Origin of the sequence: Methylobacterium iners, assembly GCF_022179305.1 — a bacterium.
Lineage (GTDB): Bacteria > Pseudomonadota > Alphaproteobacteria > Rhizobiales > Beijerinckiaceae > Methylobacterium > Methylobacterium iners.
In genome coordinates, this window is record NZ_BPQP01000005.1 from 1 (window position 1) to 22,021 (window position 22,021).

Here is a 22,021-nt window from a genome sequence, read left to right on the forward strand (position 1 = left end):
CTCTTCGGGGCGGCCCTTTTTGTTAGGTGCGATGCCATAACAGCATAGCTGCCATGCGAGAAGAAGATTCTTGATCGACGCACTACAGGGTTTTTGAGCGCACGGAAAAGCCCCGCCCGGCGGGCGCCGACGAGGCTGAAGTCACAAACGGGAGGTTACGTGTCGGGTCAATCCAACATGGGCAGCGTTGGTTCAGGTTCGCGCGCTCGATCGACAGTCCCGTCAAATCAGTCGCGTGCTCATATCTTAGAGGCGCCGCACTTCGCCGGGCTTGAGCCCCAATCGTCGCGCTAGGTTTCGTGAGAGGGCGCCAACGATCGCCAGGCGCGTAGGATCGTCGTCGGTTTCGGCAGCAACGACGCTCACCGCAGCCGGTGCGCTTGCCACCAGCGCCACGAAGACCTTCGTGTCTGACCCTTTTCCATTCAGGCTGACCATGTACGGGGTACGCGGGAGGGTTCGAGGCATCGCTGCACGATCAATGAAGGGGCCGGGTGAGCCTCCACCACAGGTGGATGCGTCGCATCTCGCGAGCATCAGCTTGGCCGAGGCGTGTGCGTGGGTGGCGCTTGCGTCAAGCCACATGCCGGACGGGCAGCGCCACGATCGGCGGAGCGAGTGTTTTAGCTGCGGCCTCGATGCGAACGAGCCAGCTCTCGGCCGCTGCCGCGCGCTCCTCAGCCTGCCGCGTCTCACTGCGTGCCTGCGCGACCTGTGCATCGGCTCTTGCTTGGATCTCACGCATACGCGCCTCAGCTTGGGCCATGACTTCCGCTACCTGCCGCTCCGCCTCAGCTTTGGCGCCGCGCGCCTGTGCCTCTGACACACGGACCTGCTGCCGGATCGCCTCAGCCTCCTCGCTCAGCTCCTGGATGGTCTCCTGCAACTGCTCAGCCTGTGCTCGCAGCAGCTCCTTTTGGACCTCAGACTGCGCTCTCGCGCCATTGATGATGTCGAGCACGCCGCTCCACTCTTGTGTAGCCACAGGCAGTCGCACGGATGGTTGATCAGGCTCAGGAGCGTTCGCGGCATCGTCCGGCTCCGGCATCGGCATACGCTTAGGCGGGCTCAACCGTTCGGTTCGGCGCATAGCCTCAGCCGCAGTCTGCCTCTCAAGTTCTGCCCAGAACTTCTCGGCTACTGCCGCCATCGCGCATTCTCCCGATGCTCAGCGCGGATTGCGTAAGTCTCCGTGCCACAATGAGACACGAGCATGCGTATGGTTAACGAGAAGTTAAGCGAAGCAACAAACGCGAAAAGAAGTGTTCATCAATACAATCCGCTTATGCATCGCTAAGCGGCAGCAGGGTCAATGTGCGGATCACGCCAGTGCGCCCGGATGAAGTGACAGAGTACCGGAATATAGATCGCGGTCCAGCGAGCATCCGGCATGCTTTCGGTAATGAGCGACATGGGGTCGGCGGTTCAGCGTGTAGGCGCCATAAATGACGACTTGGCCCTGGCAGACGGAACAGCGCTTTCGATCCATCCGGTGCCGGGTCAGGGCTTCATCAAGGCTCACGCCACGCCAAGTGCCCTCGACCTTGACCTCACACACGACGGAGCCGTTCGCCTTCATGCCCCTGTGCATGCCACGGCCGCGCAACCGGTCCAAGCTTTAGCCAACCTGACAGATCGAAGGCCGGCTGAAGACAGTTGGCCCTGCCGCTGCTGATCGGGGGGACGATCCACAACGGCAGGGCCTGTCCAGTGCGCGACAGGAAAGAAGCTCCCGGACCAAGGGATGTTGCCCAGCTTGCGCCGCAAAGAAAAGCCCCGCAGGCGAGTGCCGGCGGGGCTGAAGGTGGCGTCACGGGAGGACTGGCGGGTGATATGGCAATCTGCGCGTCAAGGCGACCCGCGTGCGAGCTTCTGTCCTTCCAGAGCGTCGATCCGCTTCTGCATCTGCTATAGCGGCTGCCGCAGGCTGAACGTGTCACCCAACTCGCGCCGGAGTACCCGCCGTAGGACTAAGTCTGTCACAGCGTGGTGTTTTGTTCGTAGTCGAGATCGGAATCACGCAGCCAGACGATTTGTGAGGTGCGGCCCTCAGGAGCACCAAGGGACGGCTCAGCGTCGCCGCCGTCCTCCTCGTCGGGGTTGCCGTCCATGCGGTCGAGCAAGGCAATCAGGCTGTCAGCCGTATCGAGAGCTGTTTGAGCAGCCTCCTCAATCGCGGCACGGACATCAGCAGCGACAGCAGCGCCGGTCATGGTGCGCCGGGGTCGAAAGGTGTGAAGCTCGCCCATCGTTACACCAGCCCCGCGATGTCACGCGCGAGCTGCCCGATCTCCTCCGGGTCGCCGTTCTCAATCACGGGCGCGGCGATGAGCGCGAGCCGTGTTTTGCGATCGTCATGACATTCAGGAAAGCAGCCGTCTGCCAAGGCATAGATTGGGTTAGCACGCTCGGACGCCGAGCTTCCTCACGTAACGGCGCGCCTTCTGGAGCGGCTCGAATAAGCGCGTCGTCTTTAGCCACGTCTTGGTCGAATTAGTCGTGCACAGGCCCGCCTTCAGGACAACGCCCTTGAGGGTCAGGGGCTGCATCAGCTCGCGCAGCTCGTGGCTCTCGACACCGAAATCCCGCTTGTAGGGCAGCAGGCCGACTGTGAAATCGTAGCGTTGCAATCCCTGCGCGCTCGCCCATCGGATCGTCTCAGCCGTCATCAGGATGCCGGGCGACGACGGCTTCCACTCACCATCGAGGCTCGTCGTGGGAATGAGGTAGTAGAAGGTGTCGTGGTGCACGAGGCCGTAGCCCGTCGCAATCCAGGTGTTGTTCACCGACAGGCCGAACAGCCGAGCTGGCCCTCCACCTAAACCCTCAAGGGCGGCAGCGAGGTAGAAGTCCCGCGCCTCGGGGTGGGACAGGAGGTCGAAGCGCCCCATCTCAGCGAAGCGCTGCCGCCGCTGTTCGACCAGCACACCAAAGATCGCCTTGACCTCAGCTGGGCTGGTGGCCCGCACGAAGCGAATGCTCCCAGCCCGCTCCAAGCGGCGGCGCTTGGAACGCAAGTTGCGCATGGTTGATGGGCGGCAGAGGCGATCGAGCACGGTGTCGGGATCACCAGCGACCGCCACGCTCGACGCCTCCATCGCCATGGTCCTGCAACCTGGCAAGGCAGCTATCGGGTTGGCGCAGCCGCAGGCACGCAACGGGATGCGCTCGATCTGGATCAGATCCACCCTCGGCAGGACGGCGCAGACCGCATCCCAGATCGCGGCGCCCTGCGCGGCGTTCGGCTCGAAGGCGTCGGCGAGAACCGGCATCGCGTAGTCGCAGACGCCGAGGTCGAGCCAGGTCACCACGCGGCAGCCGTGCCGCGGCGTGAGCGCGAGCGGCACGAGCATCACGAGGCGCCCGTCCGCATCCCAGACCGTCACGAAGAGCGGCGTGGCCCCCGCCGGACCGGCGAGGTGGGCGAGGACGGTGCCGACCCAGTCGAGCCGCTGATACGGGGTCGAAACGCCCTCCGCCTCCAGGACGCGCCACAGTGGCGCGACGGCCTCCAGGGAGGTGTGAAGCTCTGCCCGGAACGGCGCATCGAAGGCAGCGGGGCGTGCCGGCTGCACGCGCTGGCTCGGCGAAAAGGCGGATGCGTTTGCAGGGACAGGCATCCTGGCGGCTTTCTTATGCCCATACGTCCGTGCCGGCAGGCTCGCTGCTCAGGATGATGCGACATAATCTTGAAGAGAGTTGAGGTCTTGGGCGAGGGACGTCAGTGAACCAACCCGGTGTGCACGGCGAGGCTGCGTGGGCTGGTGCCGATGCTCTTGAAGGCGTTCATCACCAGACTGCCAGAGCCGCCCAACTTCAGCTTGTTGGCAATCACCGAACCCGTCTTCGTCGCCAGTGCAGAGTTGCCGCTCATCTCCAGCGTGACGGTCGGAGCGTAGATCGTGCCATCCAGCTGCATCTCACCGCTGCCACTCAGCTTCATCGCCTTCGTGCCTGGCGTGCTGCGCGACTGAAAGATCAGGATGCCCGCATAGGTGCCCGAGATCGCAGACGACAGCTTCACGGTCGCGTTCCCACTCAGATCCAACGTGCTGTCGGCATCCATGAAGATCGTCACCCCCGTGCCGCTGATCGAGGCGTTGCTGGCAAGGCTCAGGTTCGCGTTCTTCAGGTAGTAGATGCCCGCCGAGAACACGACGTTGTCCCGCAGCGTGATGTTGCCCGTGTAGGTGCAGTTGGCTGTCATGGTGCCCGACGAGGCGGGCGACGTGCAGGTGGAGACTGGCTGGGACGGCTCTGCCAGATACATGAGTGGATCAGGGCCGGCCGGGCAGCCGGTTCGCGGTGCCGGTGTCCAGCCGCTCGTGGTGTTGGTCCCACCCGTGATGCAGGTGTTGGTCGAGGTGATCTGCGAGGAACCCTTGCGGTTAGCCGCGTTGCCGGCAGACGAGTTGATCTGCAGACCGCAATTGACGTCCACGTCGCCGCTACCGCCAACCTCGAAGGCCGCCGACGCGCTCGGATCGAGAACGCGCACGCAGGCACCGCCATAACGCACCGCAATCGACTTGCCCGTAACCTGCATGAAGGAGGCGCCCATCAGGCCGGCGAGGTAGGTCAGGACAGGATTGTTGCGCTCCGCCGTGCGGTGGGTCGTCACCTGCACCGCGTCCGGGCTCGTGAGGCTGGGCGTGAAGGTCCGCGTGGGCTGATCCCAGACACCCACCACGACGTCCTGGGCGATGGCGATTGTGCCAAACCCTGAGGGGGTGTTGGCCGCCGCCAGCGACAGCGCTTGGCTCTTGGCCTTGGCGGCATCAGGCAGCAACAGGGCTCCCCCGAGTGCGGCGGTATCGGCCGCGCGCTGAATGGTGGAGCGGTTGAAGTACAGGTTCGACAGGTCAATCGCGAACGCGCCCGATCCAACCAGGACAGGCAGCATGAGCGCGAAGATGACTACGGTGCCCCCGTCCTCGTGCCTGAGGAAGCGCTTCACGACGTCGGCTCCTGCTGCATCGTGATCTTCGAGGTCAGGGTCAGGTTGCCGTAGGCCCAACTCACGACGCCGGTTGCCGAGGCGGCTGTTGCGGGAAACGCGACCGTCACGGTGTAGCGGTTGGCATAGGGATCCGGCGAGGTGGAGGTCTGGGTGATCGTCGCGCTGGCGCGCATCCAGGCGGGCAGCTGTTCGCGCGCCTTGGCCTCGACCTCGCCCGGTTTGATCCGGTTCGTGGCCAGCTGCCGGGTGGTATCCCAGGCGGCGTGACCTGCGGTGGTGTGGCAGTAGAAGATCAAGCCGAACTCGATGGCGGCGAAGGCCAGGACGACGAGGACGGGCGTGATCAGCGCGAACTCGACGGCGGTTGCTCCGTCCTTGTCGTGTGTAAAACGTTTGTGCAGCATACCCACCCCCGTTAGTGGGGGGCGATCTACCTAGCCGGCAATTAAAGATTTCGGACCAAAATGTTCGAAACGGCCATGCATCTCTGGTCTGGAACTACGCGACGTAGCATACTCGTTCACAATCACGTTATTGCCGCCTGATCTCACAGCTATACTCGTGTGTGCAACGCTCACTCACAACACCTGGGTTGCTGAGAGTCGAATCAGGTTTGCACTTCGGGAACTACAAAAAGTGCCGCGCGCCGAGACCTCAAAGCTGGGACTTGGGTAGGTTCCTGCGAAGCTGTTTCACCTGCGCGCTTCATGCTGCTTTTGGGGCGCTGTCACATCTACGAAGTATAGGCCATCTTGAGAGGTTTTTAACGGCATGGGTGGCTGGCTAAGCCGTTGAAATTGCACGCGGCGTGCTTCCAGCCAATCGACACAAGGTTAGCAGTATATCTGCTTAATGTGACAATGCCGCCCTTGGGCATGCCTTGGTTGTGGCCGGGTGCGAGGCGCATGTCTGCGTGCTTCAGACAGCGCTCGGCCTACTGTCTCTGGGCAGGACAATGTACGTGGTCCGGGACGCGCTTGGCGCACGCCAAGCAGAGAGCAAGGAAAGAGCGCCTCACCGCATGGAGTAGCACGGTGCCGAGATCGTCCCGACTGAGATGGGGGTGTTCGAGTGGCTCTCGACCTGTGAACACGCTCGCTTCCGCGAGGCCATCGCCATCATCAAGTAGGCTTTGGTCCCGCTTTCGGAGCTTCGCTTGGCGCACACCCTTGTAGTGGCAGATCGCAGCGACGACGCCGATCACCTCAGGTCCCGGCCGCTGCTCAACTGAGCCTTGCCGGTCATCGCCGCCAACCAGCGTCGGCGCAAGCCGACCGCGCATGACGAGGGGGCTTACCAAACTCGCAACCGGATCGAGCGCCTCGTCTCAGAGCTGCAGCAGGTCCGGCGCGTCGCCACACGCTACGACCCGACCGCGGCCTCGTTCCCGGCCTTCGTCGAGCTCGCCGCACTACGCATCTGGACCCAGTATGTCTAGGTCGCCCAATGAAATGGTGCGCTCAGTCATTGCGCACTTGTTGTTCTGCAAGAGTTCAAGATCAGCTTCCCAGAGCCTTGCGTCTGTTAACACCGATTAAGTGACGAACTCTTCAGGGTCACAGCCTCAAACTAAGCGGGAACGCACAACGACGAAGGCTTACGCTCCTTGCCACCCCAGATGCCTTCTCAGCCGATGCCTTCACCGCAGACGCTGGTCTCAGGCAGTATCCTGATCCTAACGGACACTCCCGCGCGGGGTGAACGCCTTGCTCGTGCTTTGAGCAGCTTGGCACCCTGCTGCGTTCTCGATCTCCTCGATCCGGATCTGCGCACGCTTGCTGCGAGCGTCGGCAAAGCACGCGCTATTGTGAGTGACGCCTCTCTGTCCCGGTCGGACGTGATCGCAGCCCTGCGCGCGCAGCTCGAGCGAGTGAAGGTTGAGCAGCCGCCCTACCTGTGCCTGCTGCACGAGGAGACGTCTCGAACCCACGTCCAGGCCCATGCGCTTGGAGCAACGCAGATCCTGCACGCCGATGCAGCCAAGGGCGAGCTGATGGTTGTTCTCTCGCGCATGATCGGCGTTGCTGCGCCTGTTTTGAACGAGCTAACGCCCAGCATCGCTGCCGCCGAGATGGCCCTCTCCCGCATCTTCGAGGCTGCACGCGGCGGGGCCGTCGATCCTGGCCTTGTGGCCACCGGAACCAAGTTCGTTGCGCAAGCCGTACGGACGACCGGCATCCGAGACTGGCTGGAGGTCGTGTGGCGGTTTGACGACGTCACGCACCAGCACTGCCTGCTCGTTGCAGGTCTCGCGTCAGGCTTCGCCCAGTCCTTGGGCTTGAGCCAGGCGGATTGTCAGCGACTGACCCAGGCCGCACTCCTGCATGACATCGGCAAGGCAAAGATCCCTGAGGCCATCCTCAACAAGCCTGGCGCCCTCGATCCTGAGGAGCGGCGGATCATGCAACAGCATCCGAGCTTGGGGCATGCGATGCTGCGAGGCAGCGGGTTCTCTGACGAGATGCTCGCCGTCGTGCGCTCGCATCATGAGTGCCTGGACGGGTCGGGCTACCCAGATGGGTTACGGGGCGCTGAGATCGCGGACTTGGTGCGGCTGGTGAGCGTCTGCGACGTCTACGGTGCGCTGATCGAGCGGCGCCCGTACAAGACGCCTCTGAGTGCGGAGCGTGCCTACAGCATCCTTGAGGGCATGAGCGGTAAGCTCGACGGTGACCTCGTGCGCGCCTTCCGACCCTTTGCTGTTTTCGCGGCTCCTCACCCCAAGCACTTATAAGCGAGCGCGGCCCTGATCTCTGAGAATTGGATGCCACGCTCTACAAACCACATTCTCGACTTCATATTGGCAAGACGGATTTCGTGAACTGCTGTGTGCCTGGAGTGAATGACAGCCAACGCTCCTATTAAGCGCGTTTTCTCGTCGCCTCGTCGATGGCCACTTCGCCATGCGTGTGTTGGCTGAATGCCTCAATGGGTGAAGGTCGGCCCATCAGGTAACCCTGCGCAGCGTGACAATGCTCAGCAGTGAGGAAGCTCAGCTCAGCCTCCGTCTCGACGCCTTCAGCGAGGACCGGCAGCCCTAGGCCGCGCCCCAGGCCAAGCACCGAGCGCACGATGGCTGCCGTCTGCTCGTTGCTGTCGACCGCACGCACGAAGGAGCCGTCGATCTTGATCTTGTCGAAGGGAAACGAACGCAGGTTCGACAGCGACGAGTAGCCCGTGCCGAAATCGTCCATCGCGATGCGCAGCCCGAGCCCCTTCAGCTGCCGCAGCGTGAGCAATGCTCGGTTCGGATCGCGGATGAGTGCCGTCTCGGTGACCTCGACCTCCAGCCGTCCCGGCGCCAGTCCTGTCTGGAGCAGCACCTCGTGTAGCAAGCCGACAAAGTGCGGGCTGTGGATCTGCACGGCCGAGACGTTCACCGCCAGCGAGAGGGGCTTGTGCCAGCTCGCTGCCTCGCGACAGGCCTCCCGCAGCACCCACTCGCCAATCTGCAGGATGGCATCGCTCTCCTCAGCGATGGGGATGAACACGGCCGGTGAGACGAGCCCTCGCTCCGGGTGCTTCCAGCGCAGCAGCACCTCGAAGCCGGTGACCGCGCCGCTGCCCACGTCAGTCTGCGGCTGGTAGACGAGGTGCATCTCCCCGCGCGCCACGGCATGGCGCAGGTCGTGCTCCAGCAGACGACGGTCGCGCACTTCCATGCCCATGCGTGCCTCGAAGAAGCGGTAGGTGCCCCGCCCTTCAGACTTTGCCCGGTAGAGCGCGGTGTCGGCGTAGTTCAACAGGCTCGCGCGCTCGTCTGCGTCATCCGGGTAGAGGGCGATGCCGATGCTGGAGGCGATCTGTGGACCGCTGGCTTCCGGAATGCCCGAGCGCAGCGCCTCCAGGATGCGCTCGGCCAGGCGCCCGGCCTCGGAGGGCCTCTCACACGGCATCAGGACGGCGAACTCGTCGCCGCCGAGGCGAGCCATCATTTGGTTGCCGGAAAGCTCAGCCGTGACGATGCGCGCAACGCTCTCCAGCATGGCATCACCGGCAGCGTGACCGAACAGGTCGTTGACCTCCTTGAAGCGGTCGAGGTCGAGGCAGAGCACTGCCAGTTTGCGTTGTGCGCTGTCCGCGGCGCGCATCTCCAGTTCCAAGCGCTTGCCGAAGCTTGCCCGGTTGGCCAACCCGGTGAGAGCGTCATGGTGGGCCAGGAAGTGGATCTGGCTCTCAGCCTGGCGGCGGGCCCGCAGGTCGCGCACCGCCACCGCGTAGTGCGGCTGGCCGGCATGCTCCACCGGCTGCGTGATGATCTCGACCGGCACCAGCCCGCCGTCTGCCTGTCGCAGCTCAGCCTCGAGCGGCCGGTCAGTTTGGTTGGCCATGGCGAGCCGGGCAGCGTCACCGGGAAGGAAGGTCGACAGGGTAGCGCCTGTCAGTGCGGTCGGAGTTTGGCCTACGAGCCGGGCGAAGGCTTGGTTGGCGCTGACGATCGTATCGCGCGTGCAGACGACAAGCCCCTCAACCGCCGCGTTGGCGAGGCTGCGCAAGCGGTCGCCTTCCAGCTTCGCGTGTCGGTGGTCTCGAACGTCGAGGGCCAGGGCGGCGCTCGCAAGCAGCAGGATGGCGAAGCTGGCGAGAGCCACGGCGACGGCCAGCCAGCTGTTGGGAATCGCGGCCTCAGAGACCGTGAGGGTGGGGTCTGGCGTGATCGTTACCGCAGCCATGGCGGTGAAGTGGTGGCTGCAGATGGCCAGGAGCAGCAGGAACGCGCCAGGCAGTTGCCGCCGCAAGCCCCTGCTGCTGAACCTGATCGTCAGGGCGGCACCGCCGAGCATAGCGCCGAGCGCGAGCGAGAGAGCGACCGTGGCCGGGTCCCAAGCCTTGTGGCCTGCAACATCGTAGGCAGCCATACCGGTGTAGTGCATCGCGGCGATGCCAAGGCCGAGGATTGCACCACCCAGCCCAGCGGCGAGACCACCATTGACCCGCACCGCAACGGAGAGGCCGCTGCCGACGAACAGGATGGCGATGACAAGGGAAAGGGCCGTGAGCAGCACGTCGTAGCCACCTGGTACGCCGGGCGCGAAGGCGAGCATGGCGATGAAGTGGGTAGCCCAGATGCCGGAGCCGCCCGCGGCTGCGGCGACGGCAAGCCAGCCCGTTTGTCCCCACCCCTCTGCCCTGCGTGCGTGGCTGACGAGGCAGACTGTCGTCAGTGCCGCCAGCGCGCAGATGCTGGCGGCCAAGGCGACGAGGCGGAAATCATGCGCCTCGACGAGACAGCCAACGATGGTGAGCATAGGGCAACCTTGGTAAGCGTTCGGCTGCCAAGGTGCCTCGCAAATCTGTAGACACGTTTAATGGCGCGCAACCGGCTTGTGGATACGGAACGGACATCTGTGTCGCCTGCGACCCGGCTCTGGCTGCCTTACCTGTCGCCTTAGGCGCTCCCGTGTCTGGTCTGGTGCCATTGCTACGTGCAATCGCTTGTGCCTCGACATGGCAAGCTCCAAAGCCATACCAAAGGGCGGACCACTCTCATGGGGGCGGATCACCGACAGGATGAGCGCTGCAGGTGGGCAGGCTCATGAGGTTGTACTCGGCCCCTTAGGCCGCGGCCCTTGCCGCGCCCTGTCCTATGAACTGAAGCAAAGTGTCCGCCTGTAGTGGCTTACTGTAGTGGTAGCCTTGTATCTCGTTGCAGCCCTGTTGCCTGAGCGAAGCAAGCTGATCCTCGGTCTCGATCCCCTCTGCCGTGATCGTCATGCCGAGCCCCACACCCAGGTCAACGATGGCCCGGACAATCGCGGCCGTGCTCGGATTGCCGATGTCCTGCACGAATGAGCGGTCGATCTTCAGCTTGTCGAAGGGAAAGCGGCGCAGGTAGCTCAAGCTTGAGTAACCTGTCCCAAAGTCATCGAGGGCGGTTCGCACGCCTAAGTCCCTGAGGTGATGCAAGGTGTCCACCACGTCTGGACCGTCTTGCATCAGCACCGACTCGGTGATCTCAAGCTCCAGCCGATAGGCAGGTAGGCCCGAGGCTGCAAGGGCCTGCATCACCGTCTGGACCAGACCAGCGTTGCGAAACTGTATGGCTGACACGTTCACCGCCACACGCATGTTGCTCGGCCATGTCGATGCCATGCGGCAAGCCGTTTGCAGGACCCACTCACCAATCGGCACGATCAGGCCGGTCTCTTCCGCTAAGGGAATGAACGCGCCTGGCGAGACAAGACCGTGAGCGGGATGCCGCCAGCGCACCAGCGCCTCCGCTGAGGAGACACGACCGCTCGCCGCGTTCATGATGGGCTGGTAGTGGACCTCGAACTCGCCGCGCGTGAGTGCGCCGCGCAGGTCCATCTCCAGACGCCGCTTCTCCTCTACTGCCTCGTCCATCGCGGCCTCGTAGAAGCGGCGCGTGTTCCGGCCGTCCCCCTTTGCGCGGTAGAGGGCCTGATCGGCCCGTCTGATCAGGGTCTCAGCGTCTGACGCGTCGCGCGGCGCGAGCGCGATGCCGACACTCACACCAACCTCGACCCGCTGACCTTGTGTGATAACAGGCTCTCTCATGACCTCGATCAGGCGCTGCGCCAACGCGTCCGCGCTGGCGGGCTGATGAGCCCCTGCACGCTGAAGGATGGCGAACTCGTCACCGCCGAGGCGGGCGAGCGTATCACCCTCGCTCACGACGCTCTGGAACCGCCGCGCCACCTCCTTCAGGAGCGTGTCACCAGCCAGATGCCCCAGCGTGTCGTTGACAGTCTTGAAGCGGTCGAGGTCGAGATACAGCAGTGCACACGAGCCGCCAGCCTCCGAGAGGTTGGCCAGGGCCTGATCCAGGCGCTCGCGAAACAGAAGACGGTTGGGCAGGTCCGTGAGCCCATCATGGCAGGCGAGGTGCGCCAGGCGCTCCTCGCTTCCTTTCCGTGCCGTGATATCGATGTGCGTTCCGATGACCCGCAGCGCGCGGCCCGCCTCGTCTCGGCTGACGACGCGACCGCGTGCCAGCACCCAGGCGTAGCCTCCGTCCTTACGTCTGAGCCGGTGCTCGCACTCGAACAGCAGCGTCAGGCCCTTCAGGAGCGCGTAGAACTGCCGGGTCGCGCTCGCGCGATCTTCCGGGTGGATTAAGCTCGCCCAGGTCTCGACGCTGACCGCGATTTCGCCCGCTCCATACCCGAGCATGCTGAGCAGGCCCGCCGAGAACCAAAGGTCCTCAGGTTGAACGCGCCAGTCCCAAACCCCGTCTGTCCCGCTCTCCAGGGCGAGAGCAAGCCGCTCCTCGCTCGTGCGGAGACGTTCCTCACCCTGACGCTTGTCCGCCTCCAGAGCCCTGCGCTGCGTGATGTCGCGCACGCAGGCCACATAGCCATCCGGCTTACCCGTAAGCGGGTCCAACGTGACGTTGATGGAGGTTTCGACCCAGACCCAGTGGCCCTCCTTGTGGCGCTGCCGGGGCGCGTAGGTCACGCGTGACACCTCGCCCGAGACGATCTGCCCTTTGAGGGCATGGGTCATGGCAACATCGTCGGGGTGGAGAAAGTCGATGGCCTTCGTGCCGATGAGTTCAGCATCCGCGTACCCGAGAATGGCCTTGCAAGCGGGCGAGACGTAGCGCCGGGTGCCATCGAGATCGGCTCGCACGATCATATCGGTCGCATTCTCGGCCAGCAGCTTGTAGCGCGCCTCGCTGCCCAGAAGCGACGTTTCCCACTGCTTGCGCTCAGACACATCCCGGAGAAAGGCGTTGAAGCTCAAATCGTGCGTCGCGGAGCGATCTGCCGACATTGCCATCTCGATAGGGAACTCAGTGCCGTCACGCCGCAAAGCCTTCAGGTTCAGCCGCCGCTTGCCGACAACCGCACTCTCGCCGGTCTGAAGGTAGCGCCACAGACCTGTAGCGTGTGCCGCTCGATGCCGCGCAGGCACGATCAACTCGGCGAGTGAACGACCGAGCGCCTCCTGCTCGGACCAGCCAAACATGGTGTCTGCGGCCGAGTTCCAACGCGTGATCAAACCCGCGGCGTCGATGCTGATGAAGGCATCCTGCGCGGTATCCAGCACATGCTGGTAGCTCTCGGCCTGCTGACGTGCGTCGCGTTCGGCCTCGTACAGGCGCAGATGAGCGAGGACGACGGCGGCAAGGTCCTGAAGCTGCTGACGCTGCGCAGCGTTGAAGCTCCGCGGCACGGTGTCTAACAGGCAGAGCGTGCCGATCCTGACGCCGGGGCGCAGGGATAACGGCGCACCCGCGTAGAACCGGATGCCGGGCTGGCCGGTGACGAAAGGGTTTTTGGCAAACCGTTCGTCGCTCGTAGCATCCTCGATGACGAGGAGGTCGTCTGACAAGATGGTATGAGCGCAGAAAGCTAGATCGCGGGGAAGGTTCTCGTCAGCAATTCCGCAGCGCACCTTCTTCCATAGTCGATGCTCGTCAACCATCGCGATGGTGGCGAGCGGTACTGAGAAGAGTGTCTGCGCGGTTCGACAGACCGCATCGAAATGAGCCTCGGGCGGCGTATCGAGGATGCCCAGATCGTGGAGCGCCTTCAGGCGCTCGGACTCGTCGGCGTGCAGGGGAACCATGCCTACTCTCGCTCTGCCAGACCTGCCGCGTTAAGCGGAGGCTCCCTGCTGGCGATCAAAATATTGTGCGCAAAGACGTTAACGGGTCTTTGCAAAGCCATCATTTGTTTGCCTATCAGCGTAGTAGCGCAGATGCTGCTGCCGAGCTTGGGCCCGTGCAGATATCGTACTGGTTAAGAGGTGATCGCGATCATTCTCATAACAATGCACCAGTCCGGCTGCGCCTCGAAGCAAACATGACGCAGGCAATCCTTCACCGGATCGTAACCGCGTACGCTTCGTATTCCCTGGCTCCGACGTGACTTCGATCCACGGGGCACCGATGCCCTCAGTTCTCCCGGACGCCTGTCGATGCCCAAGTGGAATCCCACAAGTCTCCTCGCGACCTCGCTCAGCCTTACCTTGATATCGCCGCTGTGTGCTGCACCCAACCAAGTTGGCAGGGTAGATAAGGTCGATCGCCAAGCCGTGGCGCGACAAGCGGGAGGCGACCGCGACATGGCTCCGCAGGGACCTGTCTACTTCCGCGACATGATCCGTACAGGCGAATCATCCCGGCTGGAGGCGAAGCTCGAAGACGGCACCGTGCTGACGCTCGGCGAGAATGCCAAGATGACGGTAGATGCGTTCGCCTACAATCCTGCCCGCCAGGGCGGCAAGCTCGCGGTGAATGTTGCGCGTGGTGCCTTCTTGTTCGTGGGGGGCAAGATCGAGGGTCCGACTGGCGGCAATGTTGCCATTAAGACGGCGGTGGGCACCTTAGGTGTCCGGGGTACGACCGTGTGGGGTGGGGCCATCGACGGTGGCTACGGCGTGCTCGTCCTCGATGGTGAGGTCGTGCTGCGCACCAAGCGCGGCAGCGTCACCATGCGCAAGGGTCAGGGCACGATGGTCTATGCCGGGCGTGCTCCCGAGCAAGCTGCACCCTGGCCGGAAGACCGCACGAAGCGCGCGGTGGCCACAATCAGCATCAGCCCGGACGCGCGGTTCGTCCCAACACTCAAGACGCGGTAATTATCTGCGTAGCGTCTGGTCCATAGCTGCTAATGCCTGCACCGGTATCGTGGGACCTTGGGTCGGCTCTGGTGGGCCGACTCTGGAGCGTTCGGCAAGACATTGGTCCAGCGGCCCGCAACGCAATGCGGCACCAGCAGTGTTCCAGCTTCTCAGCGCGGCGTCTGAACACTCGTGCCATTGCGAGAGCCTCACACAAGAAGTAGCCGCACTCTGCTTGGTCAAGAACTGCCTGACGCCTGATGACGACGCTGGCTCCAAGACCCGCAAATCTGTCCGTGAGAACACGCGCCCATGACTCCCGTCCGTGTAGCTGTCGTTGAAGCCATTCGGGTTCGGGATGACCTGAAGGGCTGGCTTTTTGCCCTGATGGCCTCGCAGAACAGGCTAGAACGGCTGGCGCTCGCACTCAAGAATTCTGAACGCGAAGCGCGACGCGTGGGACTACGTGAGGCCACGGACGAACTCGCGGTGGAAGGTCAGGATGCGGAGGAGCGTGGGACTCTACAGGCTGAGGCCAACGAAGCGTTTCGCACCCTGAAGAACGATCTTGCTCAACTCACGCAGCAGATATCCGTCATCAAGACAGCGATAGCGTCCGTGGATGAGATGCTCGCTGTGGCCCAGGCCAGGATCGAAGGCACCAGTAAATCGGACGGTGACGACAGCGTGAAGCCGTTACTCCGATAGGCATACCCTGTTTCGACCAGTGCGCTTGGCCTCGTACAATGCCCCATCAGCCCGCTCAACAAGGGCTGCCGCATTCTCGCCCGGCCGGTGCTCAGCGACGCCAATGGACATGGTGATCTGACCTACCGACTCGCCTGTTCCTCGCTTCACGAGGCGTTGCTTGCCGATCCGCTCGCAAATCTGCGTGGCAACCGCTAACCCTGCCCGCTGATCCGCACCAGCCAAGAGGATCGCAAACTCCTCTCCACCGTAGCGAGCGGCCGTGTCCTTGCCCTTGATGTTATCCGAGAGCAGTCGCGCCACGAGGCGCAGCACGTGATCACCCGTGCGATGCCCGTGCGTATCGTTGAAGCTCTTGAAGTGATCGACATCGAGCATGAGCAGGCAAAGCGGGATCGACGGGTCTGACTTCGCCAGCGCGATGGCACGCCGTAGCTTGGTCTCAAGGGCTTTGCGGTTGGCAATGCCGGTCAACGCATCAATGGTCGCCTCCTGCTTCACCTCGATCAGGTCCTGGCGAAGCTTGGCAATGCGTAGGGACGAGGCCGAGAGTTGCTGCTCCAGGGCGCGGTTGCGAGCGCTCGCTTTAGTGGTCTCCAGGGACAAGGCTGCGACGGCCTTGAGCAAGTCCTCTACCGTGCTTCCTTCACTCAGGCGGTTCTGCCATTCTGCGAGTGCTGTGCCGTACTCGGTCATCGGCCGCTGGTGGGCCGTGACCTGCTCAACCATCTCCTGGCTTGCCTGTGCGATTTCATCCGCACCACTGCTCAGCGCATCGATGCGCCCGTCCGAGGCAACGCAATCCTCGTAGGTCTTATCGAGGAACTCAGCGGTCAGAGGTAAGCCCTCCGCGAGTCGGTCACGGACACGGCGAGACACTTCTCGATTGGAGTTGCCATAGTAGCTGTAGAGCAACTCATAGTTTCGCGGCGTAGCTGGCACGGAATACTGTCGAAGGGCCTCCCACGTCATCTCGGCAAAAGAGATATCTGACTTGGTTCTTGAGGCTCCAGAAGATTGCTGAACGCTCATGAGGTGCAACTCCTACGCAGAAAGCTGCGCAGCACTCAACTCAGTTGCGCGCGGGCAAACTAACGAAAACTCGTTACCGCTTCGTAGATGGATGTTCTCTCGGAACGATCAGCACAGATCAGCGACCCCACGGCCGTTCAATTTGCCGTGATATCGGATGTGCAGCCCGGTCGATTGCTCGGTTTATGAGCACAATCCAGCCTTATGCTGCCAGGAAGATGTAGTAGCCCATTGTGTGAGTTGCTTCCTCGGCAGGCTTGTTCTGGAAGCCCGGAATCGCCTTATCTTCGCCAGCCCATGTCGCCAGGTAGGTCCAACGTTTCGACTCTACGAAAGAGGGTACAGGACGATCCTGACGAACGGCACAGCAGAGATCAGGTTCATCTCTACGCGCAAATACGTTGTAGCGGGCAAAGCTCAGGCATAGTTGTCCCATGCGATCCTGCGGCTCGTGGCTGATTGGGCGGGCCTAACGGGCGGAATATGCATCTTGGCTGCGTAGACCCAAGGTTGACCCGCGTTCTACGCCAAACCTAATTGTATGAAATGTGACATTAAGCGACGCGGTGCGGCCGGAACGTATCGCGTGCCGGGGCATTCTCACGCCCATTCGAGGCGTGCAGTTGAGTAAGCGTACTCCTATGTCAGACGAGCTGACGACCGATGCCGTAGGTCGCGCGACCGTGCTCGTGGTCGAGGACGACAGTCTGGTGCGGCTGATGATGGTGGAAGCCCTGACGGACGAGGCTTTCAGGTCATCGAGGCCGCCACAGCGGATGAGGCGCACAGGCTGCTTGAAGCCCACAGCGATGTGCAGGTTCTCGTCACCGACGTTGAGATGCCAGGAACACTGAACGGCTTTGCGCTCGCGCATGCCGCGCGCGAACTCTCGCCCTCAATCGGTGTGATCGTCTTCTCGGCTCGCACCTTCCCCAGCAAGGGCGCTCTGCCGGTCGGTGCCCGGTTCCTGCAAAAGCCTGTCGGACCGTCCGCTCTCATCTCGCTCTTTCACGACCTGATAGCCGAGCGGACGAATGGCCTTCCTGCTGGATTTACATTGGACGAGCTTGCCGATCAGCCCATTTCCAGCGGGATATCGAGTGTGCAAATCACACCGGTTGGTTCGTAGCTCAACCGCACCTCGCCCCCGAGTTCATTGGCTAATCCCCGCTCAATCATCCGGGTGCCAAACCCGCTTCGCGTCGGCGGCGTCACAGGCGGACCGCCCCGCTCCTCCCAACGCAGGCTCAGCCGCAGCTTGGCATCCGTTGCGGCGCTTTCCGCCTCGCGCATTGTCCACGTCACCGTCACTTCGCCGGTCGCATTCGAGAGCGCGCCGTACTTGATCGCGTTCGTGGCAAGCTCGTGCAGCATCATCGAGACCGCCAGCGCGATGCGCGCCGAGACCCTGACCGCGTTGCCCTGCCACTGGCAGCGCTGCCCGTCACCGCCATGCAGGCGAAGCGCGTCGGCAACGATCTGCGCCAGATCAGCCCCATCCCAGTTCTCTGCCGTCAGCACGTCATGGGCCTGAGCCAGGGCGATCAGGCGCGCCGTGATCGACTCACGCGCCTCGTTCATCGACGCGGCACTGCGAAGCGTCTGCGTCGTGAACGCCTGAACGGTCGCAAGCGTGTTCTTCACACGATGGTTGAGTTCGTTGACCAGCAAGGCTTGGTGCTCGGCCGCCCGCTTCGCGTCGGTGCGATCCCGCAGGATCTTGAGGAAGCCGACGAGCCCGCCCTCATCGTCGCGCAGCGGCATCATCAGCCCGTTGGCCCAGAAGCGGCTACCATCCTTGCGCAGGTGCCAGCGGTCGTCCTCGCCCCGGCCCTCCGTCACAGCCAGACGCATCTCGGTCTCGGCAATGGCGGCGCGGTCGTCCTCGGGCGTGAAGATCAGGTTGGCGGGCGCACCAATCGCTTCCTCTTCGGTCCAGCCCATCAGGTTCTGGGCACCCGAGTTCCAGCCCGTGATGCGGCCGGAAAGATCGATGGTGAAGATCGCGTAGTCCTTCGCGCTCTCCACAGCGAGCCTGTAGCGGGCTTCGCTGTTTGCGATGAGGCTCCGACTGGCGACCAACTCGACATTGACCTGCTCCAACTCGGCGCAGCGGGCCTCAGCCAGAGCAAGGGCGGCGCGCGCATCGGCAAGCTCCCGCTCATGCCCGGCCGTCGCCGCTGGAACGTCCTTGGCGGTGCGGCGAACGGCTTCATCGAGCGACCGACGCAGACGCCCGATCTCAGCCTCAAGCTCAGCCTCGCGATCCGGGACCGTAACGGCATGGTCATGCAGGGTGTTCAACGGGGTCACCGAACGCGCAGGGTGGTTGTTGCGACGCTGCGGTGGTTTCGCAAAGCGTCCATCCACGTCCATCTGACCAAGTTCAAGGCACAGCTATGGCGAGGCCATGGTGGATTGGCGTCGTCTGCATACAGTCTTAGTGTCGCACATCAAACAGGCTCAGCGCTGGTGGCGTGCAGCCCTTGCAGGCGGTCCGGGCCGATGATCTCGTCACCAACGATGATGCACTAACGTCGAACCTGCGCCACCAATCAGGGACAGGCCACTCGGGGTTGTCCATGTCTGCGACAAGGGAACGTTGGCGGCGGCTCTCGCTGCTGCACTAATAGAGCGCCGCGGAAAGACCTAAACTGACCGATTGTGTTGAAAAACTCGGGAAGCGGTCGAAGCAGCTCCTTCGACAAAGCTCAGAACAGAAAAACTCTCCACCGGGTCCCTGAAGATACGCACACTAGGTCCAGAGACCTTTTTTACGGAGAAGATTGTTCCTCTCAGCGGTGGGGCGCATGCACCGAAAAGTGCCTCCATCGAGTTTTTCAACACAATCGGTCGGAAGCGGAAACAGGTGTCGCGTCCAGAAGCAGACGATCGGCAACCAACCAAAGCTTGCCGTAGAATTCAGGTCGAGACGCCCTCAACAGGGGACATTCCTCGGCACGGCGTCAAAACGTTTTCGATGCTTACCGAACCAGCCAGAGCTGGCATAAGGCCTTTGAGGAAAGCTGGCCCCACTAGGTGAGCATCATATGTAGTCGACCTTGCCCCCACCGAGGTCCACCCGCCGCGACGGCCACTGGATTGTCACGCCGCAGATCTGGGCCTCGTAAAGAGGGGAACCATCGAAATCGCGCCTGAGGCCTTCAGCAAAAGCTGCTCGCACCTCGTCGGCAGGCAAGCTGTCCAGCAATCGCATACCACTATCGTGCTGCAAGCGAAGAGTAATCGGCTCACCAACCTGATAAGGGTCAACGAGCTTTGACAAGGACGTAAGAATTTCTTGCAGTTGCTCTGCTTTATTCAAAACTTTACTCCTGATACTCCGCCGATCAGCAGCTTGACCTAGGGTACGGTTTCATACAATCGCAACAATTTCCGGTGGGTCATTACCGATTTGGCTGTGTTTAGATTGCCACGCGGCAGGAACCCCAACCACATATTCCGACCAGAGCGGCTCACCTCTGCAGAAATACAGCCTTGGCTCAGACTTGCTCACAGCAACAGCGCAATCCGTTGTCTGTGACATGACCAGGTTGCTCGGCAACGAGCCACGATCACGTGGGAAGCAGTACGAGCGATATGCAGCGGCGATTATCATTGTATAATATACTAGTTTAGTTCCAATCCTGATAATGACCGCAGGCTCGTGGGCGTGTTTTCTGGCCTGTTAACATAAAATAAACCAAATTCGAACCAATTTGGCTCGTTTTTGGAAGCGGGTTACAATGATCTTATCTTTAGCGCCGACTGCCGCGTCATTCAGGTCCGCGACATCTGTTACGAATGGGCCCGCGACGATGGATCGTGTCGCGGTCGAGGCTGCTGAGGTGAAGCGGATCGCGTCTGAGAAGACGCGTCATATCCAAGCTGTCACGGGCCAAGTGAAGATGCTCGCTCTGAACGCCCTGATCGAGGCCGCCCGCGCCGGCGAGCTCGGCCGCGGCTTCTCGGTCGTCGCCCAGGAGGTCCGTTCCATCGGTGCAGAGGTCGAGGGGATCGCTCAGGTGCTTGAGGCCGAACTCACGGGGCGCATCACAGGTCTCCAAACCCTCGTCCAGCAGATCACTGACACCTCGCAAAATGACCGCATGATCGACCTCGCGCTCAACGCTGTCGAGCTCATCGACCGGAACCTCTACGAGCGCACCTGCGACGTGCGCTGGTGGGCGACCGACACCGCGATCGTCGATTGCGCGGCCGAGCCGACACTCGAACGCACGGCCTACGCGAACCAGCGTCTCGGCGTGATCCTCGGCGCCTACACCGTCTACCTCGACCTCTGGCTCTGCGATCTTGGCGGAAGGATCATCGCCCATGGACGACCCGACCGGTACCCTGGTCTGATCGGCCAGAATGTCTCCGGCGAGATCTGGTTCCGGCAGGCGGCGGCCCTCGCGAGCGGCGACGCCTATATCACCGCCGACGTCGCGGTCCAGTCCGCTTTGGGTGGCGCGCAAGTCGCCACCTACTGCGCGAGCATCCGCGCCGGCGGAGCCACGTCGGGCAAGCCGCTCGGCGTTCTGGCGATCCATTTCGATTGGGAGCCGCAGGCACGGGCCATCGTCGAGGGCGTGCGCGTCGCACCCGAGAACCGCGGTCGCACGCGCGTGCTCCTCGTCGATTCCCACCGACGCGTCCTCGCGGCCAGTGACGGAAAGGGGATCCTCACCGAGACCCTGACCTTCGACCCGGGCAGCCGCGCCAGCGGCGCGGACCGCGACGCCCAGTCCGGGATCGTCACCGCGTTCCATCGCACGCCGGGCTACGAAACCTATCGGGGTCTCGGCTGGTATGGGGCCATCGTGCAAGCCTTAACAAATGCCTCTGGTTGAGGCTCCGTCAAATGCCCGGCCTTATTTGAGCGCAATCCGCGGCATTGTCAGGACCCTGCTGCTTATGAAATGTCACTTCCCAGTCCAGGACCGCTGCCGTGTCTAGTTCCAACCCTCTTGTGCGAAAGCTGGCGGGCTTCTGTGGACTATCAGACCTTGATCAAGGACTTTTGGAGAAGATCACGGCGAAACCGCGCCTGGTGGAGGCCCGCACCGACCTCATCCGTGAGGGCGATGTACCCGACAGCGTGTTTCTGATCCTGGAGGGCTTTGCCTGCCGTTACAAGCTGCGGGCGAGCGGCGCCCGGCACATCACCGCCTACCTGCTGCCGGGCGATCTCGGCGACGTCGACGTGGGGCTGCTGCCCCGGATGGATCACGCCATCGGCACGCTCTCGCCCTGCCGGGTGGTCCGGCTCGACCCCCCGGTGATCGAGGACCTCCTGCAGAACCATCCCCGCATCGCGCGGGCCCTTCGCATCGGAACGCTCGTCGACGAGGCGACGCTGCGCGAGTGGCTGGTCAATGTCGGCTGCCGCTCGGCCCTGGAGCGGATCGCACATCTGCTATGCGAATTGCTCCTGCGCCTGCAAGTCGTTGGTCTTGCTTCCGCCGACAGCTATACGATGTCCCTCACCCAGCTCGACCTCGCCGACACCACGGGTCTCTCGACCGTGCAAGTCAACCGTTCCCTCCAAAAACTGCGCCGTCAGGAGCTGATCGAGCTTCGGTCGAAGAGTCTCCGGATTCTGGACCTGCCCGGCCTCAAGGCCGTGGCCGAGTTCAAGCCAAACTACCTGCATTTGGCCGAATGCTCGGCGGCGTGAGGATGCACTGACGCTACCGCGTGACCTGACCGGTCCTTTAGAACGAGCCACTTGGGAGGCTACTGCAAGGCGGGGGCCATGGGTAACAGGGGCATTGTCACGGGAAGCAG

19 protein-coding genes are annotated in these 22,021 nt (G+C 62.7%); 8 read left to right on the forward strand and 11 right to left on the reverse strand.

What is annotated here, in order from left to right; all coding sequences use genetic code 11:
• Positions 1–574 precede the first annotated feature (574 nt).
• From MFF55_RS01735 to MFF55_RS01755, 6 genes are all read right to left on the reverse strand, one after another.
• Entirely contained in the window at positions 575–961 is a 387-nt protein-coding gene (locus MFF55_RS01735; protein ID WP_238242358.1) for a hypothetical protein, read from the reverse strand.
• A gap of 360 nt (positions 962–1,321) precedes the next feature.
• Entirely contained in the window at positions 1,322–1,591 is a 270-nt protein-coding gene (locus MFF55_RS27330) for a hypothetical protein (protein ID WP_507763046.1), read from the reverse strand.
• 388 nt (positions 1,592–1,979) lie between these two features.
• Positions 1,980–2,213, reverse strand: coding sequence for a hypothetical protein (locus tag MFF55_RS01740; RefSeq protein WP_238242359.1), 234 nt, complete (start codon positions 2,211–2,213; stop codon positions 1,980–1,982).
• A 186-nt stretch (positions 2,214–2,399) separates the two neighbouring features.
• Positions 2,400–3,575 carry a GNAT family N-acetyltransferase gene (locus MFF55_RS01745; RefSeq protein WP_238242360.1) on the reverse strand — a complete coding sequence of 392 codons (1,176 nt, stop codon included), beginning with the start codon at positions 3,573–3,575 and terminating at the stop codon, positions 2,400–2,402.
• A 146-nt stretch (positions 3,576–3,721) separates the two neighbouring features.
• Positions 3,722–4,957, reverse strand: a complete 1,236-nt coding sequence (locus MFF55_RS01750) for a DUF7305 domain-containing protein (RefSeq protein WP_238242361.1) — start codon at positions 4,955–4,957, stop codon at positions 3,722–3,724.
• Positions 4,954–5,364 carry a TadE/TadG family type IV pilus assembly protein gene (locus MFF55_RS01755; protein ID WP_238242362.1) on the reverse strand — a complete coding sequence of 137 codons (411 nt, stop codon included), beginning with the start codon at positions 5,362–5,364 and terminating at the stop codon, positions 4,954–4,956. The genes MFF55_RS01750 and MFF55_RS01755 overlap by 4 nt, the downstream gene beginning before the upstream one ends.
• Before the next feature lie 482 nt (positions 5,365–5,846).
• On the opposite strand from MFF55_RS01755, the gene MFF55_RS27055 reads away from it, so the two are divergent.
• The 3 genes from MFF55_RS27055 (at position 5,847) to MFF55_RS01770 (ending at position 7,694) form a co-directional block, all read left to right on the forward strand.
• Positions 5,847–5,990, forward strand: a complete 144-nt coding sequence (locus tag MFF55_RS27055) for an isochorismatase family protein (RefSeq protein WP_373874692.1) — start codon at positions 5,847–5,849, stop codon at positions 5,988–5,990.
• Between the two features lie 204 nt (positions 5,991–6,194).
• On the forward strand, positions 6,195–6,398 hold the full coding sequence (locus MFF55_RS01765) for a transposase (RefSeq protein ID WP_238242363.1): 204 nt from the start codon (positions 6,195–6,197) through the stop codon (positions 6,396–6,398).
• 195 nt (positions 6,399–6,593) lie between these two features.
• A complete protein-coding gene (locus MFF55_RS01770; RefSeq protein WP_238242364.1) occupies positions 6,594–7,694 on the forward strand; it encodes an HD-GYP domain-containing protein in 1,101 nt (366 codons plus the stop codon).
• 127 nt (positions 7,695–7,821) lie between these two features.
• Here the strand turns inward: MFF55_RS01770 and MFF55_RS01775 are convergent, their stop codons facing one another.
• Positions 7,822–10,209, reverse strand: coding sequence for an EAL domain-containing protein (locus MFF55_RS01775; protein ID WP_238242365.1), 2,388 nt, complete (start codon positions 10,207–10,209; stop codon positions 7,822–7,824).
• A gap of 307 nt (positions 10,210–10,516) precedes the next feature.
• Complete coding sequence (locus MFF55_RS01780) at positions 10,517–13,495, reverse strand: bifunctional diguanylate cyclase/phosphodiesterase (RefSeq protein ID WP_238242366.1); 2,979 nt, start codon at positions 13,493–13,495, stop codon at positions 10,517–10,519.
• 498 nt (positions 13,496–13,993) lie between these two features.
• Here MFF55_RS01780 and MFF55_RS01785 point away from each other — a divergent pair, with 498 nt between their 5' ends.
• Positions 13,994–14,509, forward strand: a complete 516-nt coding sequence (locus MFF55_RS01785; protein ID WP_238242367.1) for a FecR family protein — start codon at positions 13,994–13,996, stop codon at positions 14,507–14,509.
• A gap of 294 nt (positions 14,510–14,803) precedes the next feature.
• Positions 14,804–15,199 carry a kinetochore Spc7 family protein gene (locus tag MFF55_RS01790; protein ID WP_238242368.1) on the forward strand — a complete coding sequence of 132 codons (396 nt, stop codon included), beginning with the start codon at positions 14,804–14,806 and terminating at the stop codon, positions 15,197–15,199.
• On the opposite strand, the gene MFF55_RS01795 is transcribed toward MFF55_RS01790, so the two are convergent.
• On the reverse strand, positions 15,188–16,231 hold the full coding sequence (locus MFF55_RS01795) for a GGDEF domain-containing protein (protein WP_238242369.1): 1,044 nt from the start codon (positions 16,229–16,231) through the stop codon (positions 15,188–15,190). The two genes, MFF55_RS01790 and MFF55_RS01795, sit on opposite strands and share 12 nt — an antisense overlap.
• 790 nt (positions 16,232–17,021) lie before the next feature.
• On the opposite strand from MFF55_RS01795, the gene MFF55_RS01800 reads away from it, so the two are divergent.
• The gene (locus tag MFF55_RS01800) at positions 17,022–17,360 is read left to right on the forward strand and encodes a response regulator (RefSeq protein ID WP_238242374.1); all 339 of its coding nucleotides are present in this window, start codon (positions 17,022–17,024) and stop codon (positions 17,358–17,360) included.
• Here the strand turns inward: MFF55_RS01800 and MFF55_RS01805 are convergent.
• Together MFF55_RS01805 and MFF55_RS01810 are read right to left on the reverse strand one after the other, a co-directional pair.
• Entirely contained in the window at positions 17,306–18,607 is a 1,302-nt protein-coding gene (locus MFF55_RS01805; protein ID WP_238242370.1) for a sensor histidine kinase, read from the reverse strand. The two genes, MFF55_RS01800 and MFF55_RS01805, sit on opposite strands and share 55 nt — an antisense overlap.
• 670 nt (positions 18,608–19,277) lie before the next feature.
• Positions 19,278–19,556, reverse strand: a complete 279-nt coding sequence (locus MFF55_RS01810; protein WP_238242371.1) for a hypothetical protein — start codon at positions 19,554–19,556, stop codon at positions 19,278–19,280.
• Positions 19,557–20,049: 493 nt separating this feature from the next.
• On the opposite strand from MFF55_RS01810, the gene MFF55_RS01815 reads away from it, so the two are divergent.
• Together MFF55_RS01815 and MFF55_RS01820 are read left to right on the forward strand one after the other, a co-directional pair.
• The gene (locus MFF55_RS01815; protein WP_238242372.1) at positions 20,050–21,084 is read left to right on the forward strand and encodes a methyl-accepting chemotaxis protein; all 1,035 of its coding nucleotides are present in this window, start codon (positions 20,050–20,052) and stop codon (positions 21,082–21,084) included.
• A 170-nt stretch (positions 21,085–21,254) separates the two neighbouring features.
• A complete protein-coding gene (locus tag MFF55_RS01820; RefSeq protein WP_238242373.1) occupies positions 21,255–21,911 on the forward strand; it encodes a Crp/Fnr family transcriptional regulator in 657 nt (218 codons plus the stop codon).
• The last annotated feature ends 110 nt before the right edge of the window (positions 21,912–22,021 follow it).